Source organism: Sinorhizobium sp. M4_45, from assembly GCF_002885915.1.
Taxonomy (GTDB): Bacteria; Pseudomonadota; Alphaproteobacteria; order Rhizobiales; family Rhizobiaceae; genus Sinorhizobium; species Sinorhizobium meliloti_A.
Window position 1 is genome coordinate 17,919 of sequence record NZ_NWVE01000003.1, and the last position, 23,258, is coordinate 41,176.

Sequence of the window (23,258 nt, forward strand, 5' to 3'; positions counted from 1 at the left end):
GTTGATTCCGGCACGTCCGGACGGAAGACCGCTGCGCACGCCTCCTGGAAGTGCTTCAGCTTCAGACGGCCTGGCGGATGCGGCTCTCGATCAGGAGGCCGCTGCCGTCGAGGATCGGGTGGGCAACCGAGGCGACATGGGCGTTGATCCGCTTCAGGTCGCGCAGCATGTCGAGATGCAGCGAACTCGTCTGCATGCTGTCCAACCGCCCTTCGCGCAGGCGCTGCAGGTGGCATTCCGCCGATTGCTTCTCGAGCCGGCGCACCTCCTCCTTCACCTCCACGAGACGGCGCGCCAACTCCGCGTCGCCGGTCGCGAAGACAGCCTGGGCCATGCGCAGGTTGTCGAGCGTGATCGCGAAGAGCCTTGCGAGTTCGCCCTGACCGTCCTCGGAAAAGCGCAGGCCGAGGCTGATCTTCTTTGCGATCTCGGGATGCAGCCCCTTCTCGATGATATCGCCGATATGCTCGAGGTTGATGGCATAGTCGACGATATGCCGGGCCCGGCGGTGATCGTCTTCCGTCATATCGTCCTTGCCCACCCTCGACACGTAGAGCTTGATCTCATGCTGGATCCGGTCCACCCGCCCTTCGAGCATGCTGATATCGGCAAGCATCGAGCGGTCGTTCGTCTTGAGCGCGTCCAGGGCCCGCACCAGCATGCTCTCGATCAGGTCGCCCACCGCCATGACCTCGCGACCGGCACCGGCAAGTGCGGCGACGGGTCTCGCGAGGGCCTTCATGTCCAGGTAGCGTGGCCCGTTGTCGCTCTCGGCCTCCTGCGGGATGAGGCCGGCCGTCAGCCGATAAAGAAGGGGCGACACTGGAAAGGCGATCAGCGCCACGGCCAGGTTGAACAGAAGATGGACATCGACGGCGAGCTTTTGCGGCGAAAGCCCTGCCAACTCCATGAATTCCGCACAATAGCCGGCCAGCGGCAGGGCGATGGCGCAGCCGGTTGCCCTGACGATGAGGTTGCCGATCGTTACGCGCCGCGCGCCTGCGGAAGCACCCAGCGTCGCAAGCACCGGCGGCACGGCCCCGCCGAGGTTGGCACCGAGGACAAGAACGACGACGAGCGCGGTCGAGATGCCGCCCGCGGAGGCCAGCGACAGGATGAGCACCACGATGGCGAGACTGGAGGAGGCGAGAATGGCGAGTGCGGCGGCGAAGATCAAAGCCACCGGCCAGGCATTGTCGAGCATCGCCAGGAAGGCGCGGAGTGCCGGCGACTGCAGAAGCGGATCGGTCGCCGCTGAGAGCAGATGCAATGACAACAGCATGAGGCCGATGCCGACGACGGCGCTGCCGGCGCCGCTGCGCGCGCCGGACCGCGCTCGGGCGAGGGCAACCCCGGCGAGAATGAGCAGCGGCGACAGCCAGCCAAGACCGAGCGCCACGATCCACGCCGTGGCGGCCGTCCCGACATTGGCGCCCAGCAACACGAGCTGTGCCATCGCCGGCGCAATCAGGTCCTTTTCCACGAAAGAGGCGACCATGAGTGCGGTCGCAGTCGAACTCTGGAGGGCTACTGTGGCGACGAATCCTGCAGCGAACGAACGCAGCCCGCCGCGCGTGCCGGCGGCGAGGCCGGTCCTCAGCCGCGCGCCCCAGGCCCGCGACATGCCGTCCTTGACCTGTGCCAGCCCGTAGAGCAGCAGCGCGACCGCGCCGAAGAGATTGATGCCGACAATGGCCGATTCCATGAGCCCACCCTAACCTGCCTGCCAACGGGTTGACGCGACGGTGCGCCTCTCTTCCCGCGCCGCATAGGCCATCCGACCACTCACGCCGGAGCGTCTTGCTGCACCGGATCCGAGGCAACGACGATCTGCGCCTCACCATTTTCCGCGCGGTCCAGAAACAGACCCAACGCTCCAAGGAATATGCCAAGGAAGCCTTTCACCGAACTGTCGTGTCGGCTCCTCGGCGCGCATCCGAACCGTTCGGCCAGAAAACGATAGAGGGGCAGCCGCGATTTTTCGATATGCGGCAAAGCGAGCGATGCCCCCTGCCGAAGGCAGTACCAATCGGCGACGAGCTCGATCATCGGCAGGCTTCTCAGCTCGGCGATGTCGATCGCCGAAGCGTGCACCAAAGCGGACAGAATCGGAGCGCCGCCGGCGCTCTCTTCGGTGAAGATACACGCGATCTCCTCGAGCGTGAGGTCTGCCACGCGCTCGACGACTGCCGGCGGCCATTCCTCGGGAAAATAGCGGTGGCTGACCAGTGCCCGCTTGTGTGCCCTGAGAAAGGCTCCGTAAGTGGAGCTTGAAAAGGCGGCCTCCGGCTCTTCGCCGAGCAGCGCGACTTCTCGTTCATAGGCGCTGCGGAGCCGCTGGTCGGCAGGCAGTCCGGACAGCTCCACCGTCTCCACGACGACGCTCCCCTCTCCCGGATGCGCGATCTTGAAGGCCGGCGGAAAGGCTACGAGCGACGGGACCGCAATATTGGTGAGCGACCGGTCGCCGCTGCCGCGGCGCGTGACGCCCTCCACATGAAGGTGCCCGCTGAAATGGAGCGACAGTCCGGCCGCAAGCAGCGCCCGCTCGACATCCTTTCGGGGTGTGCGCCGGGCGATGTTGGTCTCGCCGAACAGCGCTGCCTCGGCGCCGGTCGCGCCATCGAAAGGGTCGAGCACCGGATAGTGCGAAAAGGCAAGCAGAGTCTTCCCGAGCCTCCGTGCCCGTGCGCAGACGTCGGCGATCCAGGAGACGACAAAAGGCTTGCAGCGGATCATCGCGTTCCAGCCGCCCGAGGTGCTGTCGATGAAAGCCGCTTCCTCACCCCATTCAAACGTCCCGTTCACGGGTTCGAAGACGTTGGCATCGATCATCAGCAGCCAGAGACCGGGCTCGGGTTCGACCAGATAGGACGCGTCCATCAACTCGTAGCGATTGCTGCCGTCCGGTGAGGCCACCCCGTATCGGCGGTCTTCGACCGCATCGGAGGTGCCGAACGGGGTCTCCCAATGGAGATATTCGGGCCTGCGGAAATAGCCGAAGGCCGCCATCGGATCGAGGCCCGCCGGATAGCCTTCGCAATACATGCGGTCACTGACGGTGACGCCGCTGCCCGCGCCGTTCGCATCGCTGGTGACGAGAATGCCCCGGCCGTCGCGGCCGAGGAATTGCTTCGTGTGATGCCTGCCCCGTGGCCCGAAGATGTCGTGATTGCCGGGAAGCGCATAGAACGAGATGTCGAACGCATTGGCGTGCTCATGGAGAATGTCCCGCAGAGCGCTCGTGGTCGCGCGTTGGCCGTCGTCCGTATAGTCCCCGAGCAGCACGACGTGACGAATGCCGCGCCGGCGTACCTCGGCAAGGGCCGCCCAAAACGCCTCCGCGCTTTCATTGAAGACGCGTGTGGATTGCCGGGTGTCCGCCCAGCTGCGCATGGTGACTTCCCGACCCTCGACGGCCACTCTCGCAAAGCCGAAATCCGTATCGACATCGTGGAAATGCGCATCGGCGATTACGGCGACGGCCGGCAGGGTACGCTTCAGCATGGCCTCTCCTTCTGCCGTTCGCACTCGATCATGTCGATCCAGGCGGAGGCCCTCCTTGCTGCCTCGTAGAGCATCGGCTTCGGCGTCTCGAACCATTCGTCCGGCATCAATTGCCTGCGCGTGCGGATCGCCGCCACGGCATCTTCAAGCCTCGGATAAAGGTTAGGTTGCTGCTTGTGGAGGAAGAGCGCGACGAGCGAGACGGAACGGCTTCGTCCGCCGCGGCAGTTGACGAGAATGTTTCCGCCGTCCCGGAACGGATAGGTGGGCCGCTTCGGCATCGACTGGCGAAGCGCACCGTCGAGTATGTAATAGGCTCCCAGCATCATGGTGTCGGGGCTGCCCTCGTCATCGATCATGCCGATCTTGTAGTAGCGTATTGCCGCGAAGCCGGACGCCCTGCGCTCGCCATCCGCCTCGTCGGAAGGCCCCTCGACATAGTTGATGTCGAGGTTGATGGCACAATTGACGACGGCCGTGATGCCGTTTTGTCGCAGAAGCCCCAGGTCGCGCGCGCCATCGCTGCCGCCGATGTAGAGAGCGGAGCCGTGCGGCCCCAATTTTTCGGCAATCAGGCTGATGGCCGGTCGGGTATGGACAGGTGCATCCATGCAGTCTCCTCTTCGCGGCCACGCCGCGTCAGCCTCCAATACGCCAATCGGCCGGCTCCGCGCGCTGCTCAGGCCGGTCCGTCGGCATCGCATATGCGGCCAGTGGTATGTTCGAGGCGCGGCTCGTGTCCGATGCGAGGCCGGGTGCCACGGCCAGAGCCGGGCCGCCGGCATCCAGGCTGCCGATCTCGAGGTATGGGCAGACGACTCCGCCCGCCTCGCTCACGAGCAGAAGGCCGGCAAGGCAGTCCCAGGAATTCATGTGCAGTTCAATATAGCCGTCCGAGCGGCCATCAGCGACGTAAGCGAGCGCCAATGCGCCGGAACCGGCGCGGCGAACATTGGCGCCCATCCCGAGCAGCGCTTCCATGACGCCGAGATAGGCCGTGTTCGGCACGCGCATCGACCAACCCATTTCCAGCGACGCAGCGTCGAAGCGGGCGGTCTGGGCGACCCGAATGGGAACACCGTTCCGCGTCGCGCCCGCCCCTCGACGCGCGAAGTAGAGCTCGTCCAGCGCCGGATTGTAGATCGCGGCGATCTCGGTCACCCCGCTTTGGACAAAGGCGATCGAGATGCAGAAATGCGGGATGCCCCGCGCGAAATTCGCCGTGCCGTCGATGGGATCGACCACCCAGACCCGGTCGCTTATCGCTCCCCCACCCTCTTCACCAAAGAAGCTGTCGCCCGGAAAATGCGCGGCAAGCGCGTGGCGGATATAGGCCTCGGAGGCGGCATCCACTTCGGTCAGGAAGTCCTGAGGCCCTTTCATCGAAACGTTCTGCCTGGCCTCGCCATGAAACCCTTGCAGGGTCAATGCGCCGGCTGAGCGAATGATCTCGCGACAAAGTTCTGCACGACTATCGAGGTCATCGGAATAAGGCTGTCGACTCACCGGCGCTTCCACTTCATTGCACACGCGCGCAATATTGCACACGTGTTCATCGCGTTCAAGCCCGATCGGCCACAGTTCGCGCTCGGGATCTCGGTCTGCCTTTGTGCGGACCTACTGGACCCAACAACCCCATTACCGACGTGGAAGGCGTGGCCGTAGGCTTCCGGACCACCTAGCCTGCATCCCCGAAGGCAATCAGCAGCTCACGCAACGGATCATTGTTGGACGTTTTCCCGCAAAGCAAGCTCTGTTCCAAATCCGACTAGAATGGTGCCGCCAGCGCGGGAGACGAGGCGCGTTTTGCGGCATATTTGTAAATTTAAATTTGCAAATCCTTGCAATACATGTAGAAAATACGACACGTAAGATAACAACAATCGGATTTTCAGCGTCTCCCCATGCTTGTCATTCTCGCCGATGATCTGACGGGTGCCCTTGATTCAGCTGCCCCGTTTGCGGGCCGCGGCCTTCATACGGAAGTCGCTCTCGCCTTGGACTCCGTGGATGCTGCACTGGCGGACGGACCGGACATCCTCGTCGTCAACGTGAAGTGCCGCGAGGTTTCCCCGGATGAGGCGCGCAAGGCGACATCCGACTTCCTGAAGCACGTCCCCGAAGGTGCGCGGATTTTCAAGAAGGTCGACTCGAGGCTGAAGGGCAATATCGAGGCAGAACTCGACGCTACCCCTTTTTCGCGCGCCCTTGTCGCGCCGGCCATCCCCGATTTCGGCCGTACCGTGGTCGACGGCCAGGTCCGGGGGTTCGGTGTGGAGGCGCCTATCCCGGTCGCTCAGAGGCTCGGCCGACATGCGGCTCGCGCATTGATCCCCGATACCATGTCGCGCAAGGACATGCTCGCCGCATTGGCGAGCGCCGAGACGGCCGGCTGCGATCTCATGATCGGCGCGAGAGGCCTTGCCGATGCACTTGCCCACCGGATGACGGATAGCGAAACGCTGCCGCTGATACCGCTGCCCCGCAAGCCTATATTGATCGTCGTCGGATCGCGCGACCCGATCACCGTCGAGCAGGTCGACGTGCTGCGCGATAACCGCCCCGCCGAGTATATCCCGGCGGTCGGAGGCAGGGTGCTGAAGCCCGGCACCCCGGTGACCGGAGCGGTGACGATCATTCAGGCGGTCGAAGGCGAGACGTCGCTCAGCCCGGCCGAGGTCTCCGCCAACCTGGCCGACAGCGTCGTTCCGGCCTTCACCGGCGCGGCCACGACCCTGCTTCTTACCGGTGGCGCAACGGCCGAGGCCGTGCTGGCAAGAATGGGCGTTTCCCGTTTCCGCCTCCTCGGCGAATGCATGCCCGGAATGGCGCTGGCCTTCGCCGACGACCGATATATCATCACCAAGTCCGGCGGCTTCGGCGGGCCGGATACGCTGAGCGACATCGCAAGGCAAATCACGGGGGAGGCGAGATAGACGATGGGACTGCAGGAAGGGACCCCCCGCAAGGGCCTGCCCGACATCGTGTTCGAAAGAATGCACCGCGCGATCAAGTCCGGCGCCTATAAGCCGGACGAGCGTCTGCCGACGGAGCATGAGCTGGCGACGGAGTTCGAGGTATCCCGGCCGATCGTCCGGGAGGCGCTGAAGCGCCTCAGGGACCAGGGGCTCATCTATTCCCGGCGTGGCGCGGGCAGTTTCGTGAGAGCCGTGGGCCTTCGCGAGCCGCTCGGTTTCGGCCAGCTCGAAAACGTCGCCGATCTCCTGAACTGCTATGAATTCCGGCTGACGCTGGAGCCTGCGGCTGCGGCCGCGGCAGCGCTCCGGCACGACGAGACGAGCCTCGCATCGATCCGCCGGGCACTCGAACTGCTGCGCGACGCCACCAACCGGCAATCCCACCGGGAGGATGCCGACTTCCAGTTCCATCTTGCGATCGCCCGTGCGGCCCAGAACAGCTACTTCTCGACCGCCATGGAGGCGCTGAAGGAGCACATCGCCGTGGGCATGAAGTTCCATGGCATCTCGGTGAAGCGAGAGGCCAGCGGCCTCTCCAGGGTTTTCGCCGAGCACGAGGCGATTGCCGATGCCATCGCCGCGGGCAGTGCGGAGGAGGCCCGCATGCTGATGCTGAAGCATCTGACCGGATCGCGCGACCGTCTGTTCCTGGCCTCACAGTAGAGGCAGAACCGGCCGGGGAAGGCGAAGGGAGAGAAGCATCTCCCCAGTCGCAACAGGCCTTAGAACGCCGCCCGATAGATCTCCAGCACATCCGCCTCGCTCATGTCGACCGGATTGTTGTCCATCAGCCGTCGGATCGCATGCGCATCGGCGGCAAAGCGCGGCAGGTCGGACTCCTTCGCGCCATTGGCGGCCAGAGACATCTCTATGCCGAGGCTGGCGCAGAAACCTTTCGCGGCCGAGAGCAGATCACGTTGCGAGAGATCTTTGCCAAGCCCCAGGGCATCCGCGACTTCCGCCGTCTTTGCCACGACGGCCGGCTGGTTGAAGGCGAGCACATGCGGAAAGATGATCGCATTGGCGAGGCCGTGCGGCAGATGCAGCAGCGTACCGAGCGGATAGGATATGGCGTGCCCGGCTGCCGTGTTGACGGGACCGAGGCATATGCCGCCGTAATAGGATGCCAGCATCATCCCCTCGCGCGCTTCGGTATCTTCGCCGTCGCGCACGGCACGGGCGAGATATCTGCCGACGAGGTTGAACCCCATCCGGGCGAAGCCGTCGATCATCGTATGGGCCTTGCGGTTGGTGAAGGCCTCGACGCAGTGGGCCATGGCATCCACGCCGGTCGCCGCGGTGACGGCAGGCGGCACGCTGTAGGTGAGTTGCGGATCGAGCACGGCGAGATCGGCGATCATGTGCGGACTTTCGACCGCGATCTTGATGCCCTTGTCCGGGTCGGTGATCAGCGAACGGATCCCGGCCTCAGAACCCGTGCCGGCGGTCGTCGCGACCTGCGCAAGGCGCGTGTTGCGGCCGGCCACGCGATTGGGCCCGGCGACATCGGCGAGCGATTGCCCGGAGTCCCAGAGCACCGCGACCAGCTTGGCGACATCCATCACCGAGCCGCCGCCAAGACCGACGATCAGGTCCGGGCGCGCTTTCCGCGCGGCATCCAGCGCCGCCTCGAGTGTCGCGATATCCGGTTCGCCGGGGATCGCGTCGAATAAGTCGACCTCGCCCGAGAGCTTCAGGCTGTCGACAAATCCGGACGTGACCGGCGTCGCGATGACCAGGGTGGAGCCGACCTGACCGGCCCAGGCGCCGACTTCCCCGATGCTTCCGGCGCCGACGACGAGTCGGCGCGGCTGATGGATCGTGATCATGACGCTGCCTTTCTGCTTGCCTTGCCGGCCACGAGTTTGCGCGCATAGGCGATCGCGGAATTCAGGTTGCCGTGATTGGCGATACCCTTTCCGGCAATATCGAAGGCAGTCCCGTGATCGACGGAGGTGCGGTCGATCGGAAGATCTACGGAAACATTGACCGCCGTATCGAAGGCGACCAGCTTGATCGGGATATGACCCTGGTCGTGATATTGCGCGACGACCAGATCGAAGCCTCCCGAATAGGCGCGATGGAACACGGTATCGGCGGAGATCGGCCCCTGCACATCGATGCCTTCTTCACGCGCGGCCGCCACCGCAGGCCCGATCTGATCATCGTCTTCCGTGCCGAACAGGCCGTTCTCGCCGCAATGGGGATTGATGCCGGCGACCGCGATGCGCGGGTGCTCGTAGCCGATGCGCTTCAGATGCGCGTTGCCGGCGCGGATCGTGGCAAGAACCCGCTCGGTGGTGGCGCGGCCGATCGCCTCCTTGAGCGACACATGGGTGGAGACGTGGATGACCTTGAGTCGCTCGGAGGCAAGCAGCATATAGGCGGCGCTCGATCCGGTCAGGCTGCGCAGCATGCCGGTATGGCCGTCGTAATGATGGCCCGCCATGTTAAGTGCTTCCTTGTTGATCGGCGCCGTGACGATGCAGCCGATGTCGCCTGCCTGGGCATCGCGGACCGCGCGCTCGATGAACCGGAAGGCTGCGTCGCCTGCCACTGCCGAAAGGCTTCCCCAGGCGAGCGGCGCGCCCTCGACCGGAAGGTCGACGACATAGGGCTGAAGATCGACCGAGAGGCCAAGCGCCTCCCTGGCAGCCTCAAGCGTCGCTAGGTTGCCGTAGATGCGGGTCGCCTCCCGGTCCGCAGCCGACATCTCAGCAAGCGACCGGACCGTGATCTCCGGTCCGACGCCACAGGGATCGCCCATGGTGATGCCGATAATCTTGCTCATCAGTTTCTCCCCTCGTCGGCCCACCCGGGCGGCAGACGGACATATTTGATTGCGCGCCGATGGTAGGTGTAGGCGACGTGCAGACTGCCGTCGTCCCCTTCCAGGAGCCACGGATAGGACATTTCCTTGTTGTGTCCGTCGGTCGAATTGTTGGAAAGGCAGGTCCCCGGCCCGTCCTCGATCACGATACGGTCGGGGAAGGTGCGCCCGCCGTCGGCCGACAGGCAGACGCTCACCGGCGCCCGCGGCACGCCCCAGATCGGCACGCATCCGCCTGAAGGATCGGCGTCGGGCCGGCCGTCGTCGTCTCCGAGCTCGTCGTAAAGCGATGCGCGCCGGTCGGCCGAAAGGGCCGCATTCACCGGATTGCAGATCATCGCCAACCGGCCGTCCCCGAGCCGGACGACGGCGATCGAGGAATTGTTGTTGGGCACGTCGGTCGGCGCCGGGAGGCTCCACGTCCGCCCGCCATCGACGCTCTCGACGCGGTAGACCTGGTCCGCCTGGCGGCGGCGGAAGAAAGCCGCGTAGCGGGTGTCGCCGACAGCCACCGGGCTCATGTGCACGCAACCGATCGAACCGGCGAGGTCGGCGAGTTGCCAGCTTCGGCCGCCATCGGTCGAAATGCCGACGGCCGCATTGTCGTGACTGCCGTTCCACTTCTGACCGGGGCGCTGGATGCAGCGAAAGATCGGCAGCAGCCATGCCCCGTCATCTCTGATGACGAGCGGCGCGCGGATGAAGCAGCCGCGCGGCAGGTCGAGATAGCGCCCCTCGGAAGCGGCAAGCCTGGTCGGATCAGCGGCATCCCTCTCGATTGCGGCCATCCGGATGCGGCATTCGTCCTGATTGCCCGAGGGCTGCGACGTGTGGAAAAGCCAGAGCCGCCCGTCGGGCGCCGTGAACAGCACCGGGTTCTGCTCGGAGTGCTCGGCATCGAAACTCAGCCGCTGCGGCTCGCCCCAGTGCGCGGCGCCGGGGGCGAGCACCGACGCGAAGATCGAAATGTCGGATTTTCCCTCGAGCGTCCCGCCGAACCAGGCACAGACGAGACTTCCGTCCTCGAGCCTGTGCAGAAAGGCTGCGTGGTTCTGCACCATGGGCGAGGGCAGGAGCGATTCCAATCGCCCTCCCCCGGTCTCCCGGAGCTTGCCGGTCATTGCGTTTGCGATTTCGTCAGGCGTCATGAAAGCCTCCTCATACATCGGACAATCGCGGAATTTCGAAAGTTGTCAAGTTTTCTATTTTTGTATGACGCGATCTAACTCGAGCGTTAGTTTCGCTAAATTGCTGTTTTTGATGTGAAATTTTGTGTTGTAAATTTTTCATTCCCGGATGGAGGCGAAAACAATTTGACAAACTTGATAAGAAATCGGATGGTCTGGTCAATTCGGCGACAGAAGGGCGCTTAGCGGCGAGGAGGCTGATTGCCGCAGCCCGCATGGAGAGAGGCGAACGAAGTCGCCGCGCCACACACGAGATCCAAGAGGGAGGAGAATGCAAATGAAAAGAACACTGATTATGGGAGCCCTGATGCTGGGCTCCGCGCTCGCCCCGGCCTTCGCGGCATCCGGGCCGGTCAAGATCGTTCTGCCGGAAGAGGCGGACCTGCTCGAGCCCTGCATGGCCACGCGCTCCAATATCGGCCGCATCATCATGCAAAACGTCAGCGAGACCCTGACCGAGCTCGACCTTCGCGAGGGCAAGGGCCTGATGCCACGCCTTGCCGAGAGCTGGGAGCAGAAGGAGGATGGGAGCTGGCGCTTTCACCTGCGCAAAGGCGTGAAGTTCTCCGACGGCACCGACTTCAACGCCAAGGACGTCAAGTACAGCTTCGACCGCGTGATGAGCGACAAGAATGCCTGTGAGTCGCGCCGCTATTTCGGCGGCATGAACATCAAGATCGACGTCGTCGACGACACGACCGTCGATTTCACGGTCGATCCGGTTCAGCCGATCCTGCCGCTGCTCCTGTCGCTGCTGACGATCGTGCCGGAAGAGACGCCGATGGAATTCGTGCGCGAACCCGTCGGCACCGGCCCCTACAAGCTGACCGACTGGACGCCCGGACAGCAGATCGTGCTTTCCGCCCGCGACGACTACTGGGGCGAAAAGCCCGAGGTTACCGAGGCGACTTATCTGTTCCGCGCCGATCCTGCGGTCCGCGCTGCCATGGTCCAGACGGGTGAGGCCGATCTGTCGCCGTCCATCTCGCAGACCGAGGCGACCAACCCGGCCACCGACTTCTCCTATCTCGACAGCGAGACCGTCTATCTGCGCATCGACCATAATATCGAGCCGTTGAACGACGTCCGCATCCGTCGCGCTCTGAACCTTGCAATCGACCGCGAAGCCTTCCTCGGTACGCTGGTGCCCGACAGCGCCGTCCTTGCCACCGCGATCGTTCCGCCGCCGACGCTCGGCTGGAACCCCGACGTGAAGGTCTTCCCCTACGATCCGGAGCAGGCCAAGAAGCTCATCGAAGAGGCCAAGGCCGATGGCGTCAAGGTAGACACGCCGATCACCATCATCGCGCGCACCGCGAACTTCCCGAACGTGACCGAGATCATGGAGGCCATCCAGGCGCAGCTGCAGGAGGTCGGGCTCAAGGTCGAGCTCAAATTCGTAGAAGTCGCCGAGCACGAAGTCTATTATTCGAAGCCCTTCAAGGAAGGACGCGGTCCGCAGCTGGTTGCCGCGATGCACGACAACTCGAAGGGCGACCCCTCCTTCTCGATGTTCTTCAAATACGACTCCGAAGGCACGCAGTCGGGCTTTTCCGATCCGAAGGTCGATGACCTGATCGCCCGTGCCTCGGCTGCCGTCGGAGACGAACGCGCCAAGCTCTGGTCCGAGCTCATCGCCTACGTCCATGACGACGTGGTGGCGGATGTGCTGCTGTTCCACATGGTCGGTTTCTCGCGGGTGTCCGAGCGACTGGACTTCAAGCCCACGATGGCGACGAATTCCATGCTGCAGCTCTCCGAGATCAAGATCAAATGATCTGAACCGCGGACAGCGGCCATTCGAAATGAAACTTCCGGCGGCGGGACCCCCGCCGCCTCATGCAAAATCGAGGGCTGCCATGCTCAGATTCATCCGCCAACGTGCGCTCGCAAGCCTGATCTCGCTCATCGGCCTGATCGTCATGGTATTCTTCCTGTCCCGGATGACCGGCGACCCGGCAGCCCTGTTTCTGCCCGTCGAAGCCTCCGCCGAGATGAAGGAGCAGTTCCGCGAGCTGCACGGACTGAACGATCCGATCCTCGTCCAGTTCGCCCGTTATGTGGGTGATGTCGTCACCGGCGATCTCGGCGAGTCCCTGCGCAAGGCCCGCCCGGCGCTCGATGTCGTCCTCGAAGCCTTCACCTGGACTCTCTGGCTTGCCGTCATCACGATGACGCTCGTCACGGGAGCGGCGATCGTCGTCGGCTCGCTGGGTGCCTTCCGCTCCGGCGGTTTCTTCGACCGGCTGTCGTCGATGGTCTCGCTCATCGGCGCGTCGGTTCCGGATTTCTGGCTGGCGATCGTCGCCATCGTCATCTTCTCGATCAACTTCGCGATCCTGCCGACATCCGGCACCGGATCGGTCGCGCACTGGATCCTGCCGATCGCAATTCTCTTCGTCCGCCCCTTCGGCATCATCGTCCAGGTGGTGCGCGGCTCCATGGTCAGCGCGCTGTCCTCGGCCTATGTGAAGACCGCACGGGCCAAGGGCGTGAAGTCCGGGCCGATCATCTTCATCCACGCTCTGCGCAATGCGATGCTGCCCGTCATCACCGTGGTCGGAGACCAGGCGGCAAGCTTGCTGAACGGCGCGGTCGTGGTCGAGACGATCTTCGGCTTTCCCGGCGTCGGCAAGCTCATGATCGATTCCATCCTGCAGCGCGATTTCAACGTGGTGCTGGCGGCAATCCTCGTCACGGCCATTGCGATCTTCCTCATGAACGTGCTGATCGATCTCGCCTATGCGCTGCTCGATCCTCGCATCCGGCACTGAGGAGGCGACGGACCATGACCCTGGCAACCACCGACAATGTCATCGCCGCAGAGCCGTCCTTCCCGGTCCGCATGTTGCGCATGCTGCTGGCGGACAAGTTCGCGCTTTGCGCGGCGATCTTTCTTCTCGTCATCCTCGTCATAGCCGTCATCGGCCCGGCCTGGCTGGGCGACCTGGCGACGAAGCAGAACCTGCGCGGCCGCAATCTGCCGCCATTCGACTGGACCCGCGCCTGGGTCTGGTGGATGGGCGCCGACGCGCTCGGCCGTCCGCTCTTCGCCCGAATCATCGTTGCGGCCCAGAACACCCTGATGGTCGCCGCCGGCGCCGTGATCCTGTCCTCGGTGATCGGCACCGTTCTCGGCCTCATCGCCGGCTTTTCCTCGCCGCGCATGAGCCAGATCATCATGCGTCTCGCCGACGTGATCATGTCCTTCCCGTCTCTGCTGATCGCGGTGATCGTGCTCTATGTGCTCGGCTCCTCGATCCTCAACCTCATGCTGGTGCTCGCCATCACCCGCATTCCGGTCTATCTGCGCACCACGCGGGCCGAAGTGCTGGAGATCCGCGAACGCATGTTCGTGCAGGCGGCCCGGGTCATGGGCGCCTCCAGCAAGCGCATCCTCTTCCGCCACATCCTGCCGGTCGTGCTGCCGACGCTGACGACGCTCGCCACCCTCGATTTCGCCTATGTCATGCTGGCGGAAAGCGCGCTGTCCTTCCTCGGCATCGGCATTCAGCCGCCGGAAATCACCTGGGGCCTGATGATCTCGCAGGGCCGGCAATATCTCACGAATGCCTGGTGGCTCTCCTTCTGGCCCGGCCTTGCCATCATTCTCACCACCATGTCGCTCAACCTGCTGTCCAACTGGATGCGGATCGCGCTCGATCCGGTACAGCGCTGGCGTCTCGAAATGAAGGGCGGCAAAAATGGCTGAACATCTGCTCGAGGTCCGCAACCTCTCCGTCGAGTTCCACACCGCGACCGGCGTGGTCCATGCGGTGAAGTCGATCTCCTATCACCTCGACAAGGGAGAGACCCTCGCGATCCTCGGTGAAAGCGGTTCCGGCAAGTCCGTCTCCTCCTCGGCGATCATGAACCTCATCGACATGCCGCCTGGCCGCATCAGCGCCGGCGAAATCCTGCTCGACGGCAGGGACCTGCTGACAATGCCTGCCGAGGAACGGCGCGAGGTCAACGGCCGCCGGGTCGCCATGATCTTTCAGGATCCGCTCAGCCATCTCAATCCGGTCTACAGCGTCGGCTGGCAGATCTCGGAAGCCATGACCACGCACGGGCTCGCCGGCAGCAAGGCGCGCGAAGAGGCGCTGCGGCTCCTTCGCCGCGTCGGGATTCCCGAGCCCGAGCGGGCAATGCGCAAATATCCGCACGAATTCTCCGGCGGTCAGCGCCAGCGCGTCATGATCGCCATGGCGTTGGCGCTCCGGCCGGACCTCCTGATCGCCGACGAACCGACCACCGCGCTCGACGTGACCGTGCAGGCGGAAGTGCTGAAGCTTCTGAAGGAGCTGCAGCGCGAAACGGGCATGGCGGTGCTGATCATCACCCACGATCTCGGCGTCGTCTCCGAGATCGCCGACCGGGTCGTCGTGATGGAAAAGGGCGCCATCGTCGAAGCGGGAACCGTGCGCGAGATCTACAAGAACCCGCAGCATCCCTATACGCAGAAGCTCATCGCCGCCGCCCCCGGCAAGGGCGCGATGCACGAACCCGGCGCCCGCGCCGAACCCCTGCTCAGCGTGCGCGACGTGCGCAAGACCTACGGCTCCTTCGAAGCGCTGAAGGGCATCTCCTTCGATCTCATGCCCGGCGAGACAATGGCTGTCGTCGGCGAAAGCGGCTCCGGCAAATCGACGCTTGCCCGGGCCCTCTTGCGTCTCGACGAGCCGGATAGCGGCACGGCGCTCTGGAAGGGCCGCGACCTGTTCGCGCTTTCGCCGGCTGAGCTCTACAAGCTCAGGCGCGACCTCCAGATGGTGTTCCAGGACCCGACCCAATCGCTTAACCCGCGCATGACGGTCTACCAGCTGATCTCCGAGGCCTGGGTCATCCATCCGGACATCCTGCCCAAGGCGAAATGGCGTGAACGCGTGGCGGAGCTCCTGGTGCAGGTCGGCCTTTCGGCCGAACACATGAGCCGCTATCCGCACCAGTTTTCAGGCGGCCAGCGCCAGCGAATCGCCATTGCCCGGGCGCTTGCGCTCGAGCCGCAGCTGATCATCTGCGACGAGGCCGTTTCCGCGCTCGACGTCTCCGTCCAGGCGCAGGTGATCGAGCTTCTCGACAGGCTGCGCCGCGAGATGGGGATCGCCTTCATCTTCATCGCCCATGACCTGCCGGTCGTTCGCGATTTCGCCGACTATGTCATGGTCATGCAGCAGGGAGAGGTCGTCGAGCTCGGCACCGTTCGCGAGGTCTTCGATACGCCGCGGCAGGCCTATACCCGCGCCCTTCTCGCGGCCAGCCTCAATCCCGATCCGGATGCAAAGGCCGGCCACCTCGCATCGGTGCCGGCCGGGGCTGCCGACATTCTCATCCCAAAGCGGAGTCACTGATGTCCAAGAAAGCCTTCGTCGCCCTCGTCACCTGCTTCAACGAGGACGAGACCATCAACTACGAGGCGACCCGCGCCCAGGTGCGCCGTCAGGTCGCCGCCGGCAACAATATCATGTGCGCCGGCACCAATGGCGATTTCACTGCGCTCACGCACGAGGAGAAGATCCGGCTCACCGAGGAGGTGGTCGACGAGGTCGGCGGACGCGTCGATGTCATCGTCAATGCCGGCATGCCCGCGACCTTCGAGACGCTGCAGCTCGCGCGCGCCTTCGACCGCATCGGCGTCAGCGGCATCGCCGTCATCACGCCCTTCTTCATCGCCTGTACGCAGGACGGCCTGATCCGGCACTTCTCGACGGTCGCCGATGCCGTAGAGACCCCCGTCTATCTCTATGACATTCCCTCCCGCACCCAGAACCATATCGAGCCGGAGACGGCTCTGAAGCTTGCCTCGCACGGCAATATCGCCGGGATCAAGGATTCCGGCGGTGCGCAGGATACGCTCGAGGCCTATCTGCAGGTGGCGCGCGGCGTGCCGGGCTTCGAAGTCTATTCCGGGCCCGACCATCTGGTTCTCTGGTCGCTGCAGAACGGTGCGGCCGGCTGTATTTCCGGCCTCGGCAATGCAATGCCGGAGGTCCTCGCCGGCATTCTCAGCGCGTTCAACAACGGGAACATTGCCGAGGCGGAACGCCAGCAGGCACTCTACACCGCCTTCCGCACCGAACTTTACGCCCTCGGCTTCCCGCCGGCCCTGGTCAAGCGCTCGCTTTACCTGCAGGATCCCTCCGTCGGGGCCTCCCGCCAGCCGGCGCTGCTCCCGAGCCAGGAGCAGGACGCAAGCATTCGGGAGATTCTGGTGCGGCACCGGCTGCTGTGAGGCGGTTCCCCTAGCCGTCATCTCGAAAGCTCTCGTTTACCGGACCTGTACAGGACCCATCCGGCAATCAGCATCAAGGCTCCCCAGAGCAGAAAGCCTGTGTCCCAGTAGAGCCACTGGTCCCGCGGCACCGTCTCGTTGACGTGGTGCAGGCCGAGGATCAGGTGGTTGAGGGTGCCTTCGATCAGGTTGAAGGCACCAAACCCGATGAGGAAGGTACCGGCAACAAGCTTTGCCGACCAAAGCAGGGGCGTCAGCCGCCCACGGCGCCACAGGACGATCAGGCCCAGCACGACGAAGACGTATGTGGCCACATGGAAGAGGCCGTCGAAGAACGTATTCAATCTCAGATTTTCGAGGCTGTCGGGGGGAAAGCCTGCGCTGCTCAGCATGTGATGCCACTGCAGCACCTGATGCAGAACGATGCCGTCGAAGAAGCCCCCGAGCCCCAGGCCCAGGAGTATCCCGGCCGCAGCGGGAAATTCTCCGTTTTCTTTTGCGGTGTCGTCCAATATCTGTACTCCGCTCAGCAACCACTCACAGAATGCATTCTTTCGAAATATTTATTAATTGATCAGTTTGATGAAATGTACTTTTCATTCCGCCTAAGCTGTCTTAATATTCTCCACGTCAGTAGAAGCGGTCAGCCGCGTTAGTATCTCACGATACAACATCCGGTCGGGAATTGCTGGCATGCGATCGCGCAGACCGCAGCCCGACGGATCTTTCTGACCTCGCCTTCAGCAAAGTTGACGTCGAACTCCGGGGCGCTTCGCTCACGGACAATCCGTGAATTGGATTGACGGCAACTTTGGAGAGACTGATGATTATCGACATTAGCTGCTACCCGACCAAGATTGTGGATCTGGCCTGGCGGCACGATGGCGAGCCTTTTACAGGTGAGCGCCTCCTCAAGATGATGGACGGCCCTTATTATGTGAACGGGAAGCCGCGCCGCATCGACAAAGCTTTCATCCAGCCCCCGCAGGGCAACACCATTTACACCGACGGCTACGGCGATCTGACCGGCAAGGCGGCGATCCGGGACTACATGTCCTACACCGTCGAGCTCGTTCAGAAATATCCGGACCGCTTCCTCGGCTGTTTCGTCTACAATCCGCGCTACGGCACCCAGAACGGCGCCGAAGAAATCGAGCACCACGCCAAGGAATACGGCTTCAAGATGGTGCAGCTTCAGGCGAACATGCACGCCTACCGCCCCGACCGGGCGCTCGACTGGCTGCGACCCGCGATGCGGAAATGCGCCGATCTCGGCCTCATCGTAAAGGTGCATACCGGCGACGGCCCCTACAGCATCCCGACCGAATTCTATCCGATCATTCGAGAGTTTCCGTCGGTCAATTTCGTCCTCGGGCACTTCGGCGTGCAAACGGGGGGCGTCTATGTTTTCGAGCCGTTCCAGATGGCGATGGATGCGCCGAACATCTACGTCGAATCCGGCTGGTGCCTGCAGTCGCGCATCGTCGAATTCGCCAAGGAGCTGCCGAAGCACAAGATCCTGTTCGGCACCGACACGCCCCCGAACGAGCCCGGAATGTGGCTGCGCCTTCTCGAGGTGCTGTGCCACGAGCCGCCCCAGGGGCTGAACCTCGACGAGGATACGCTCGAGGACTACCTCGGCAACAACATCGCCCGGATGATCGGTCTCGATCCGACACCGCCGCCGCGCAGCCTGGAGGAGGCACAGGCCCGCCTCAAGGGCACCCATGCCAGCCTTCAGCCGGCGTGAGCCTTCCGCACGCGCGTTTCATGAAATCGGAGAAATAGCATGATCATCGATACCCACCTCCACCCGACCAATCTGGTCGACGAGGCATGGCGCCACACCGGCACGCCCTTCACCGGCGAGCGCATGCTGAAACTGATGGACGGACCCTATATGATCAACGGCAAGCCTCGCCGGATCGACATGGGCTTCATTCAGCCGCCGCCCGGCAATACAGGCTATCGCGACGGCAACCGCATGGGCCGCGAAGGCATCCGCGATTACATGGCGTATATCGCCGAACTTTGCCAGAAATACCCGGACCGCTTCATCGGCAACTTCAACTACAATCCCCGCTGGGGTCCGGAAAACGGCGCGGCCGAGCTCGAATTCCATGTCAAGGAATACGGCTTCAAGATGCTGAAGCTGCACGCCAACATGCATGGTTACCGGCCCGACCGGGCCCTCGACTGGCTTCGCCCGGCGATGAAGAAGTGCGCGGAACTCGGAGTGGTCGTGCTCATCCACACCGGTGACGGGCCCTACACTATTCCGACGATGTTCTATCCGATCATTCGCGAGTTCCCGATGGTCAATTTCATCATCGGGCATTTCGGGATCCAGACCGGGGGCAACTACTCGTTCGAGTCTTTCTGGATGGCGATGGACACACCCAACGTCTACTGCGAGTCCGGTTGGTGCTTCCAATCCCGCATCGTCGAATTCGCGAAAGAGCTGCCGAAACACAAGATCGTCTTCGGTACGGACTCGCCGCCAAACGAACCCGGCATGTGGCTGCGCGAGCTCGAGGTTCTCTGCCACGAACCGCCCCACGGCCTCGGGCTTTCCGAGGACGATCTCGAGGGCTATCTCGGCAACAACATCGCCAAGCTCGTCGGCATCGACCCGACCCCTCCGCCACGCAATCTCGAGGAAGCTCAGGCGCGCCTGACCGATACCTATGCGGGTCTGAGGCGAGAGGAGCGCCAGCCTACTCCTGCCTGATCGGCCCCGGTCGATCCCCAGTCAGAGCGGGATTCGGGCGGAACATCGCTCGCATTTTCCTCATCCCGCTCCAGGGCAGCGGCTCCCTCCAAGGCCGCTGCCCGCTCATGTGAAGTAACGACACCGCGAAGGGCAGTATTATGGAGTTCGGCAGCCAGGACGTCCGCTACTTTCTCCGGGAATACCGGAAGGCGTATCCCGAAGACGTACTCACCATCGAAGACCGTATCACGGACGACCAGGACGCATCGGCGTTCATCTGGAAGCTCAACCAGCAAGGCCGGGCGCCGCTCCTGCATTTCCGCAGCGTCGAGGGCGTCGGCGGCGAAGTGATTGCCAACACCTTCGGATCGCGCGAGCGGATCGCGCGGATGTTCGGGACCTCCCAGGACCGGCTGCACGAAGCCTATCAGGCACGCTCGCGGCAAGCCCTGCCGCCGCGGCTGGTCGACAGCGGACCGGTCACCGAATGCGTGGAAGAGCACGACATCGATTTAGGCACGCTGCCGATGCTGAAGCACTTCGCGACGGACAGAGCGAAATACATCACCAGCGGCATAATCATTGCCGAGCACCCCGAAAGCGGCGCCGGCAATCTCAGCTATCACCGCGCCATGATCCATTCGAAGAACGAGCTGGCGACGAGCCTGCATTCGCGCGGACATCTGTGGCGGCTGCTCAACTTGGCCAAGGTCCGCGGCGAGAACCTGAAGGTCGCCATGGTCATCGGCGCGCACCCTCTCTTCATGATCGCAGCCTCGGCGCGCCTGGCGTTCGGTGAGGACGAGCGCGACGTCGCCGGCGGCCTCATGGGCGAGCCGCTCGAGGTGGTACGGACGCCGAAATACGGCATCCGGGTTCCGGCCTATGCCGAAATCGTACTGGAAGGGGTGATCGAGCCCGAAACGCAGGTTGCCGAAGGGCCCTTCGGAGAGTTCACGGGCTACTCGTCCGACCGATCGACGAACAATCTGTTTCGCGTCGAGACGTTGCTGCGCCGCAAGGACGCCATCCTTGTCAGCGTCGCCGGCGGCAACTCGTCCGAACATCTCAATCTCGGCCGTGTTCCGCGCGAGGCGGAGATGGTGGAAAAGCTGAAGCAGCGCTTCCCGAGCGTGACGGCGGTCCACTATCCGGCATCCGGCACGCATTTTCACGCCTATGTCGCCCTCAACCAGACGAGACCCGGCGAGGCCCGCCAGATCATGCTCGGACTGCTCGGCTGGGACGCTTATCTGAAGACCGTGATCGCCGTCGATGCCGACGTGGACATAACGCGGGACTCCGACGTGCTTTGGGCCATGTCCGCCCATTTCCAGCCGCACAAGGATGTCGTCATCATCGAAGGGCTGCCCGGCAACGCGCTCGACCCTTCGGCATCCGGTATCGGTACGACGTCCCGCATGGGCCTCGACGCGACCCGCGGGCCTGATTTTCACGGCGTGCTCGCCAGGATCGACGAGGCTGCGTTCGACCGCGCTTCGGCGATTCTCGCGAAATTCGGCCGTCCTTAAAGAAAATGGCGACGCTTGGAGGTGAGAGCGATGAAGGCGGACCGGGAACAGAGAAAGCGGATCATCGTCGGCATCAGCGGCGCCTCCGGCGTGATATACGGCATCCGGCTCCTGGAAATCCTGCGGGATCTGGACATCGAGACGCACCTCGTGATGAGCCGTGCCGCCCAGATCACGCTGGCGATGGAAACGGAATTCAAGGTCGCCGACGTCGAAGCCCTCGCCTGCTGCGTCCATTCCAACAAGGACATCGGCGCCTCGTGCTCCAGCGGTTCTTTCCGCACGCTGGGGATGATCGTTGCACCCTGCTCGATCAAGACCCTGTCGGAAATCGCGACCGGCGTAACTTCCGGCTTACTGTCGCGGGCGGCGGATGTAACGCTGAAGGAACGCCGCCGGCTGGTTCTCATGCTGCGCGAGACGCCATTGCACATCGGCCATATTCGTTCGATGGCCCAGGCGACGGAGGCGGGGGCGATCATCTGTCCCCCCGTCCCGGCCTTCTATGCCCGTCCGCAGACGCTGGACGAGATGGTCAATCATACCGTGGCACGCGTCCTTGATCTGTTCGATATCGATACCGGGCTCGCACATCGCTGGACCGGGCGGCGCGCTGCCGTCCCTTCCCGCCCACGTGAAGATATCGAGGTGAAGATGAGGTGAGGAATACCGCCCGTTCGCCGGCCGGAGGAGGGTCGGCGTTCGGCGTTAGGCTCTTGGAAAAATAATGGGAGGAGCGAAATGAATACGGACTCGAAGTGCGATGCTATCGAAGAAATGTTTCCCGCGCCGAAACTGGCGGCGCTCGGCCTGCAGCATGTCCTGGTGATGTATGCCGGTGCCATCGCGGTTCCCCTGATCATCGGCAGCGCGCTGAATCTCTCCAAGGATCAGATCGCCATGCTGATCAGCGCGGATCTTTTCTGCTGCGGCATCGTCACCCTCATCCAGTGTCTCGGCATTTGGAACGTCGGCGCGCGTCTGCCGATCATGATGGGCATCGGCTTTACCGCGGTTCCCCCGATCATCGCCACGGGCACGGATCCGGACCTCGGAATGCCCGGCGTTCTCGGTGCGGTCATCGCATCCGGCGTGTTCACGCTTCTGGCCGCCCCCTATTTCAGCCGCTGGGTTCGCTTCTTCCCGGCGGTGGTCACCGGCACGGTGATGCTGGTCATCGGCCTGTCCCTGATGCGGGTCGGAGTAAACTGGGCGGCGGGTGGTCAACCCATGATAAAAGGCCCGGACGGGCTCATTCCCAATCCGGCCTACGGTCAGCCCTTCGCTCTTGCGGTCGCTGCCATCGTGCTGGTCTCCATTCTCCTGATGACCCGCTTTCTCAAGGGATTTCTCGCGAACCTGGCCGTCCTGTTCGGCATAGGGATCGGATTTGCCATCGCTGTGGCTTTCGGAAAGGTGGATTTCCAAGGGGTTGCCGATGCGAGCTGGATCACGGTCGTAACGCCGTTCGCCTTCGGCATGCCGATATTCGACCTATGGGCGACGGCTGCGCTCTGCACGGTCATGATCGTCATGATGATCGAAGCGACCGGCCAGATTCTGGCCGTCGGCGACATGGCAGGCCGCACGATCAGCGAAGCCGACCTGGCGCGCGGGCTGCGCACGGATGGTCTCGGCAACATTATCGGCGGGATATTCAACACCTTCACATACACCACATATGCCCAGAATGTGGGCCTGCTCCAGATCACCGGTGTGATGAGCCGCTGGGCCGTTGCAGCGGGCGGCGTGGTCCTGATCCTTCTCGGCTGCCTGCCGAAGATCGCATTCATCACCGCGTCGATACCGAGCTATGTCGTCGGGGGCGCCGCGATCGTGATGTTCGGCATGGTCTCGGCGACGGGCGTCAAGATTCTCGCCCGGGTCAACTTCGTGGACAACCGCCGCAACCTCTACATCGTCGCCGTCAGCGTCGGCCTCGCGATGATCCCGGTCGTCGCGGACAAGATCTTTGCCCAGCTGCCGGAGTTCATCGACCGGTTCTTCCACAGCGGCGTTCTCGTCGGAACCTTCTCGGCGGTGCTGCTCAACCTGCTCTTCAACGGCGTTCCTCCGCGCGAGGAGGTGCAGCCGGATTTGGTCGGTGAGGGCGCCATGCGGCATCCCGGCTAGGCGCACCCGCAAGCGAATGCACGGCATGCACTGCCCCCGGCCATGGCCGGGGGCAGTGCGGTTTTATGCAATCAACGGCGGGTGAGGATACCCCCTTCTGCCCTCGCCTTTTCCGGCCGGGCTGCGGCAAGTGAGATCCGCTGTTC

The 23,258-nt window shown here is 63.5% G+C and carries 20 protein-coding genes; 12 read left to right on the plus strand and 8 right to left on the minus strand.

What is annotated here, in order from left to right; all coding sequences use genetic code 11:
• Positions 1–61 precede the first annotated feature (61 nt).
• The 4 genes from CN933_RS10380 to CN933_RS10395 form a co-directional block, all read right to left on the minus strand.
• Positions 62–1,705 carry a Na/Pi cotransporter family protein gene (locus tag CN933_RS10380; RefSeq protein WP_102761431.1) on the minus strand — a complete coding sequence of 548 codons (1,644 nt, stop codon included), beginning with the start codon at positions 1,703–1,705 and terminating at the stop codon, positions 62–64.
• A gap of 80 nt (positions 1,706–1,785) precedes the next feature.
• Positions 1,786–3,507: a metallophosphoesterase family protein gene (locus CN933_RS10385; RefSeq protein ID WP_102761432.1), complete on the minus strand. Its 1,722-nt coding sequence runs from the start codon at positions 3,505–3,507 to the stop codon at positions 1,786–1,788.
• Complete coding sequence (locus CN933_RS10390; protein WP_018095894.1) at positions 3,501–4,118, minus strand: dual specificity protein phosphatase family protein; 618 nt, start codon at positions 4,116–4,118, stop codon at positions 3,501–3,503. The genes CN933_RS10385 and CN933_RS10390 overlap by 7 nt, the downstream gene beginning before the upstream one ends.
• Positions 4,119–4,146: 28 nt before the next feature.
• Complete coding sequence (locus CN933_RS10395) at positions 4,147–5,013, minus strand: inositol monophosphatase family protein (RefSeq protein WP_026168687.1); 867 nt, start codon at positions 5,011–5,013, stop codon at positions 4,147–4,149.
• Between the two features lie 398 nt (positions 5,014–5,411).
• On the opposite strand from CN933_RS10395, the gene CN933_RS10400 reads away from it, so the two are divergent.
• Positions 5,412–6,443, plus strand: a complete 1,032-nt coding sequence (locus CN933_RS10400) for a four-carbon acid sugar kinase family protein (protein WP_102761433.1) — start codon at positions 5,412–5,414, stop codon at positions 6,441–6,443.
• A 3-nt stretch (positions 6,444–6,446) separates the two neighbouring features.
• Positions 6,447–7,148, plus strand: a complete 702-nt coding sequence (locus tag CN933_RS10405; RefSeq protein ID WP_003532059.1) for a FadR/GntR family transcriptional regulator — start codon at positions 6,447–6,449, stop codon at positions 7,146–7,148.
• Between the two features lie 59 nt (positions 7,149–7,207).
• Here CN933_RS10405 and CN933_RS10410 read toward each other — a convergent pair whose 3' ends face one another.
• The 3 genes from CN933_RS10410 to CN933_RS10420 are packed head-to-tail and all read right to left on the minus strand — an operon-like array spanning position 7,208 to position 10,463.
• Entirely contained in the window at positions 7,208–8,314 is a 1,107-nt protein-coding gene (locus tag CN933_RS10410; protein ID WP_102761434.1) for an iron-containing alcohol dehydrogenase family protein, read from the minus strand.
• Positions 8,311–9,276: a 4-hydroxythreonine-4-phosphate dehydrogenase PdxA gene (gene pdxA / locus CN933_RS10415; protein ID WP_018095898.1), complete on the minus strand. Its 966-nt coding sequence runs from the start codon at positions 9,274–9,276 to the stop codon at positions 8,311–8,313. Before pdxA ends, CN933_RS10410 begins: the two co-directional genes overlap by 4 nt.
• Positions 9,276–10,463: a sialidase family protein gene (locus CN933_RS10420; RefSeq protein WP_102761745.1), complete on the minus strand. Its 1,188-nt coding sequence runs from the start codon at positions 10,461–10,463 to the stop codon at positions 9,276–9,278. The genes pdxA and CN933_RS10420 overlap by 1 nt, the downstream gene beginning before the upstream one ends.
• A gap of 316 nt (positions 10,464–10,779) precedes the next feature.
• Between CN933_RS10420 and CN933_RS10425 the strand changes: the two genes are divergently transcribed.
• From CN933_RS10425 to CN933_RS10445, 5 genes are all read left to right on the plus strand, one after another.
• Positions 10,780–12,279: an ABC transporter substrate-binding protein gene (locus CN933_RS10425; RefSeq protein WP_018095900.1), complete on the plus strand. Its 1,500-nt coding sequence runs from the start codon at positions 10,780–10,782 to the stop codon at positions 12,277–12,279.
• Between the two features lie 82 nt (positions 12,280–12,361).
• The gene (locus CN933_RS10430; RefSeq protein WP_102761435.1) at positions 12,362–13,276 is read left to right on the plus strand and encodes an ABC transporter permease; all 915 of its coding nucleotides are present in this window, start codon (positions 12,362–12,364) and stop codon (positions 13,274–13,276) included.
• Between the two features lie 14 nt (positions 13,277–13,290).
• A complete protein-coding gene (locus CN933_RS10435; RefSeq protein ID WP_018095901.1) occupies positions 13,291–14,214 on the plus strand; it encodes an ABC transporter permease in 924 nt (307 codons plus the stop codon).
• Positions 14,207–15,853: an ABC transporter ATP-binding protein gene (locus tag CN933_RS10440; RefSeq protein WP_018095902.1), complete on the plus strand. Its 1,647-nt coding sequence runs from the start codon at positions 14,207–14,209 to the stop codon at positions 15,851–15,853. Before CN933_RS10435 ends, CN933_RS10440 begins: the two co-directional genes overlap by 8 nt.
• Positions 15,853–16,734 (plus strand): dihydrodipicolinate synthase family protein, encoded by an 882-nt coding sequence (locus CN933_RS10445; RefSeq protein ID WP_102761436.1) that lies wholly within the window; start codon positions 15,853–15,855, stop codon positions 16,732–16,734. The genes CN933_RS10440 and CN933_RS10445 overlap by 1 nt, the downstream gene beginning before the upstream one ends.
• 17 nt (positions 16,735–16,751) lie before the next feature.
• Here the strand turns inward: CN933_RS10445 and CN933_RS10450 are convergent, their stop codons facing one another.
• A complete protein-coding gene (locus CN933_RS10450) occupies positions 16,752–17,246 on the minus strand; it encodes a DUF2243 domain-containing protein (RefSeq protein ID WP_102761437.1) in 495 nt (164 codons plus the stop codon).
• Between the two features lie 311 nt (positions 17,247–17,557).
• On the opposite strand from CN933_RS10450, the gene CN933_RS10455 reads away from it, so the two are divergent.
• From CN933_RS10455 to CN933_RS10475, 5 genes are all read left to right on the plus strand, one after another.
• A complete protein-coding gene (locus CN933_RS10455) occupies positions 17,558–18,484 on the plus strand; it encodes an amidohydrolase family protein (protein WP_018095905.1) in 927 nt (308 codons plus the stop codon).
• A gap of 39 nt (positions 18,485–18,523) precedes the next feature.
• The gene (locus CN933_RS10460) at positions 18,524–19,465 is read left to right on the plus strand and encodes an amidohydrolase family protein (RefSeq protein ID WP_018095906.1); all 942 of its coding nucleotides are present in this window, start codon (positions 18,524–18,526) and stop codon (positions 19,463–19,465) included.
• Between the two features lie 140 nt (positions 19,466–19,605).
• Positions 19,606–20,979 (plus strand): UbiD family decarboxylase, encoded by a 1,374-nt coding sequence (locus tag CN933_RS10465; protein WP_102761438.1) that lies wholly within the window; start codon positions 19,606–19,608, stop codon positions 20,977–20,979.
• Between the two features lie 30 nt (positions 20,980–21,009).
• Positions 21,010–21,642, plus strand: coding sequence for a UbiX family flavin prenyltransferase (locus tag CN933_RS10470; RefSeq protein WP_102761439.1), 633 nt, complete (start codon positions 21,010–21,012; stop codon positions 21,640–21,642).
• Between the two features lie 78 nt (positions 21,643–21,720).
• Positions 21,721–23,112: a nucleobase:cation symporter-2 family protein gene (locus CN933_RS10475; protein ID WP_102761440.1), complete on the plus strand. Its 1,392-nt coding sequence runs from the start codon at positions 21,721–21,723 to the stop codon at positions 23,110–23,112.
• The last annotated feature ends 146 nt before the right edge of the window (positions 23,113–23,258 follow it).

Bases quoted from the DNA above. Each gene is read 5' to 3' on its own strand.
- CN933_RS10465 (WP_102761438.1), top strand. From the start codon at position 19,606: ATGGAGTTCGGCAGCCAGGACGTCCGCTACTTTCTCCGGGAATACCGG.
- CN933_RS10405 (WP_003532059.1), top strand. From the start codon at position 6,447: ATGGGACTGCAGGAAGGGACCCCCCGCAAGGGCCTGCCCGACATCGTG.
- CN933_RS10425 (WP_018095900.1), top strand. From the start codon at position 10,780: ATGAAAAGAACACTGATTATGGGAGCCCTGATGCTGGGCTCCGCGCTC.
- CN933_RS10460 (WP_018095906.1), top strand. From the start codon at position 18,524: ATGATCATCGATACCCACCTCCACCCGACCAATCTGGTCGACGAGGCA.
- pdxA (WP_018095898.1), bottom strand. From the start codon at position 9,276: ATGAGCAAGATTATCGGCATCACCATGGGCGATCCCTGTGGCGTCGGA.
- CN933_RS10455 (WP_018095905.1), top strand. From the start codon at position 17,558: ATGATTATCGACATTAGCTGCTACCCGACCAAGATTGTGGATCTGGCC.
- CN933_RS10420 (WP_102761745.1), bottom strand. From the start codon at position 10,463: ATGACGCCTGACGAAATCGCAAACGCAATGACCGGCAAGCTCCGGGAG.
- CN933_RS10430 (WP_102761435.1), top strand. From the start codon at position 12,362: ATGCTCAGATTCATCCGCCAACGTGCGCTCGCAAGCCTGATCTCGCTC.
- CN933_RS10385 (WP_102761432.1), bottom strand. From the start codon at position 3,507: ATGCTGAAGCGTACCCTGCCGGCCGTCGCCGTAATCGCCGATGCGCAT.
- CN933_RS10400 (WP_102761433.1), top strand. From the start codon at position 5,412: ATGCTTGTCATTCTCGCCGATGATCTGACGGGTGCCCTTGATTCAGCT.
- CN933_RS10470 (WP_102761439.1), top strand. From the start codon at position 21,010: ATGAAGGCGGACCGGGAACAGAGAAAGCGGATCATCGTCGGCATCAGC.
- CN933_RS10435 (WP_018095901.1), top strand. From the start codon at position 13,291: ATGACCCTGGCAACCACCGACAATGTCATCGCCGCAGAGCCGTCCTTC.
- CN933_RS10475 (WP_102761440.1), top strand. From the start codon at position 21,721: ATGAATACGGACTCGAAGTGCGATGCTATCGAAGAAATGTTTCCCGCG.
- CN933_RS10445 (WP_102761436.1), top strand. From the start codon at position 15,853: ATGTCCAAGAAAGCCTTCGTCGCCCTCGTCACCTGCTTCAACGAGGAC.
- CN933_RS10440 (WP_018095902.1), top strand. From the start codon at position 14,207: ATGGCTGAACATCTGCTCGAGGTCCGCAACCTCTCCGTCGAGTTCCAC.
- CN933_RS10380 (WP_102761431.1), bottom strand. From the start codon at position 1,705: ATGGAATCGGCCATTGTCGGCATCAATCTCTTCGGCGCGGTCGCGCTG.
- CN933_RS10390 (WP_018095894.1), bottom strand. From the start codon at position 4,118: ATGGATGCACCTGTCCATACCCGACCGGCCATCAGCCTGATTGCCGAA.
- CN933_RS10410 (WP_102761434.1), bottom strand. From the start codon at position 8,314: ATGATCACGATCCATCAGCCGCGCCGACTCGTCGTCGGCGCCGGAAGC.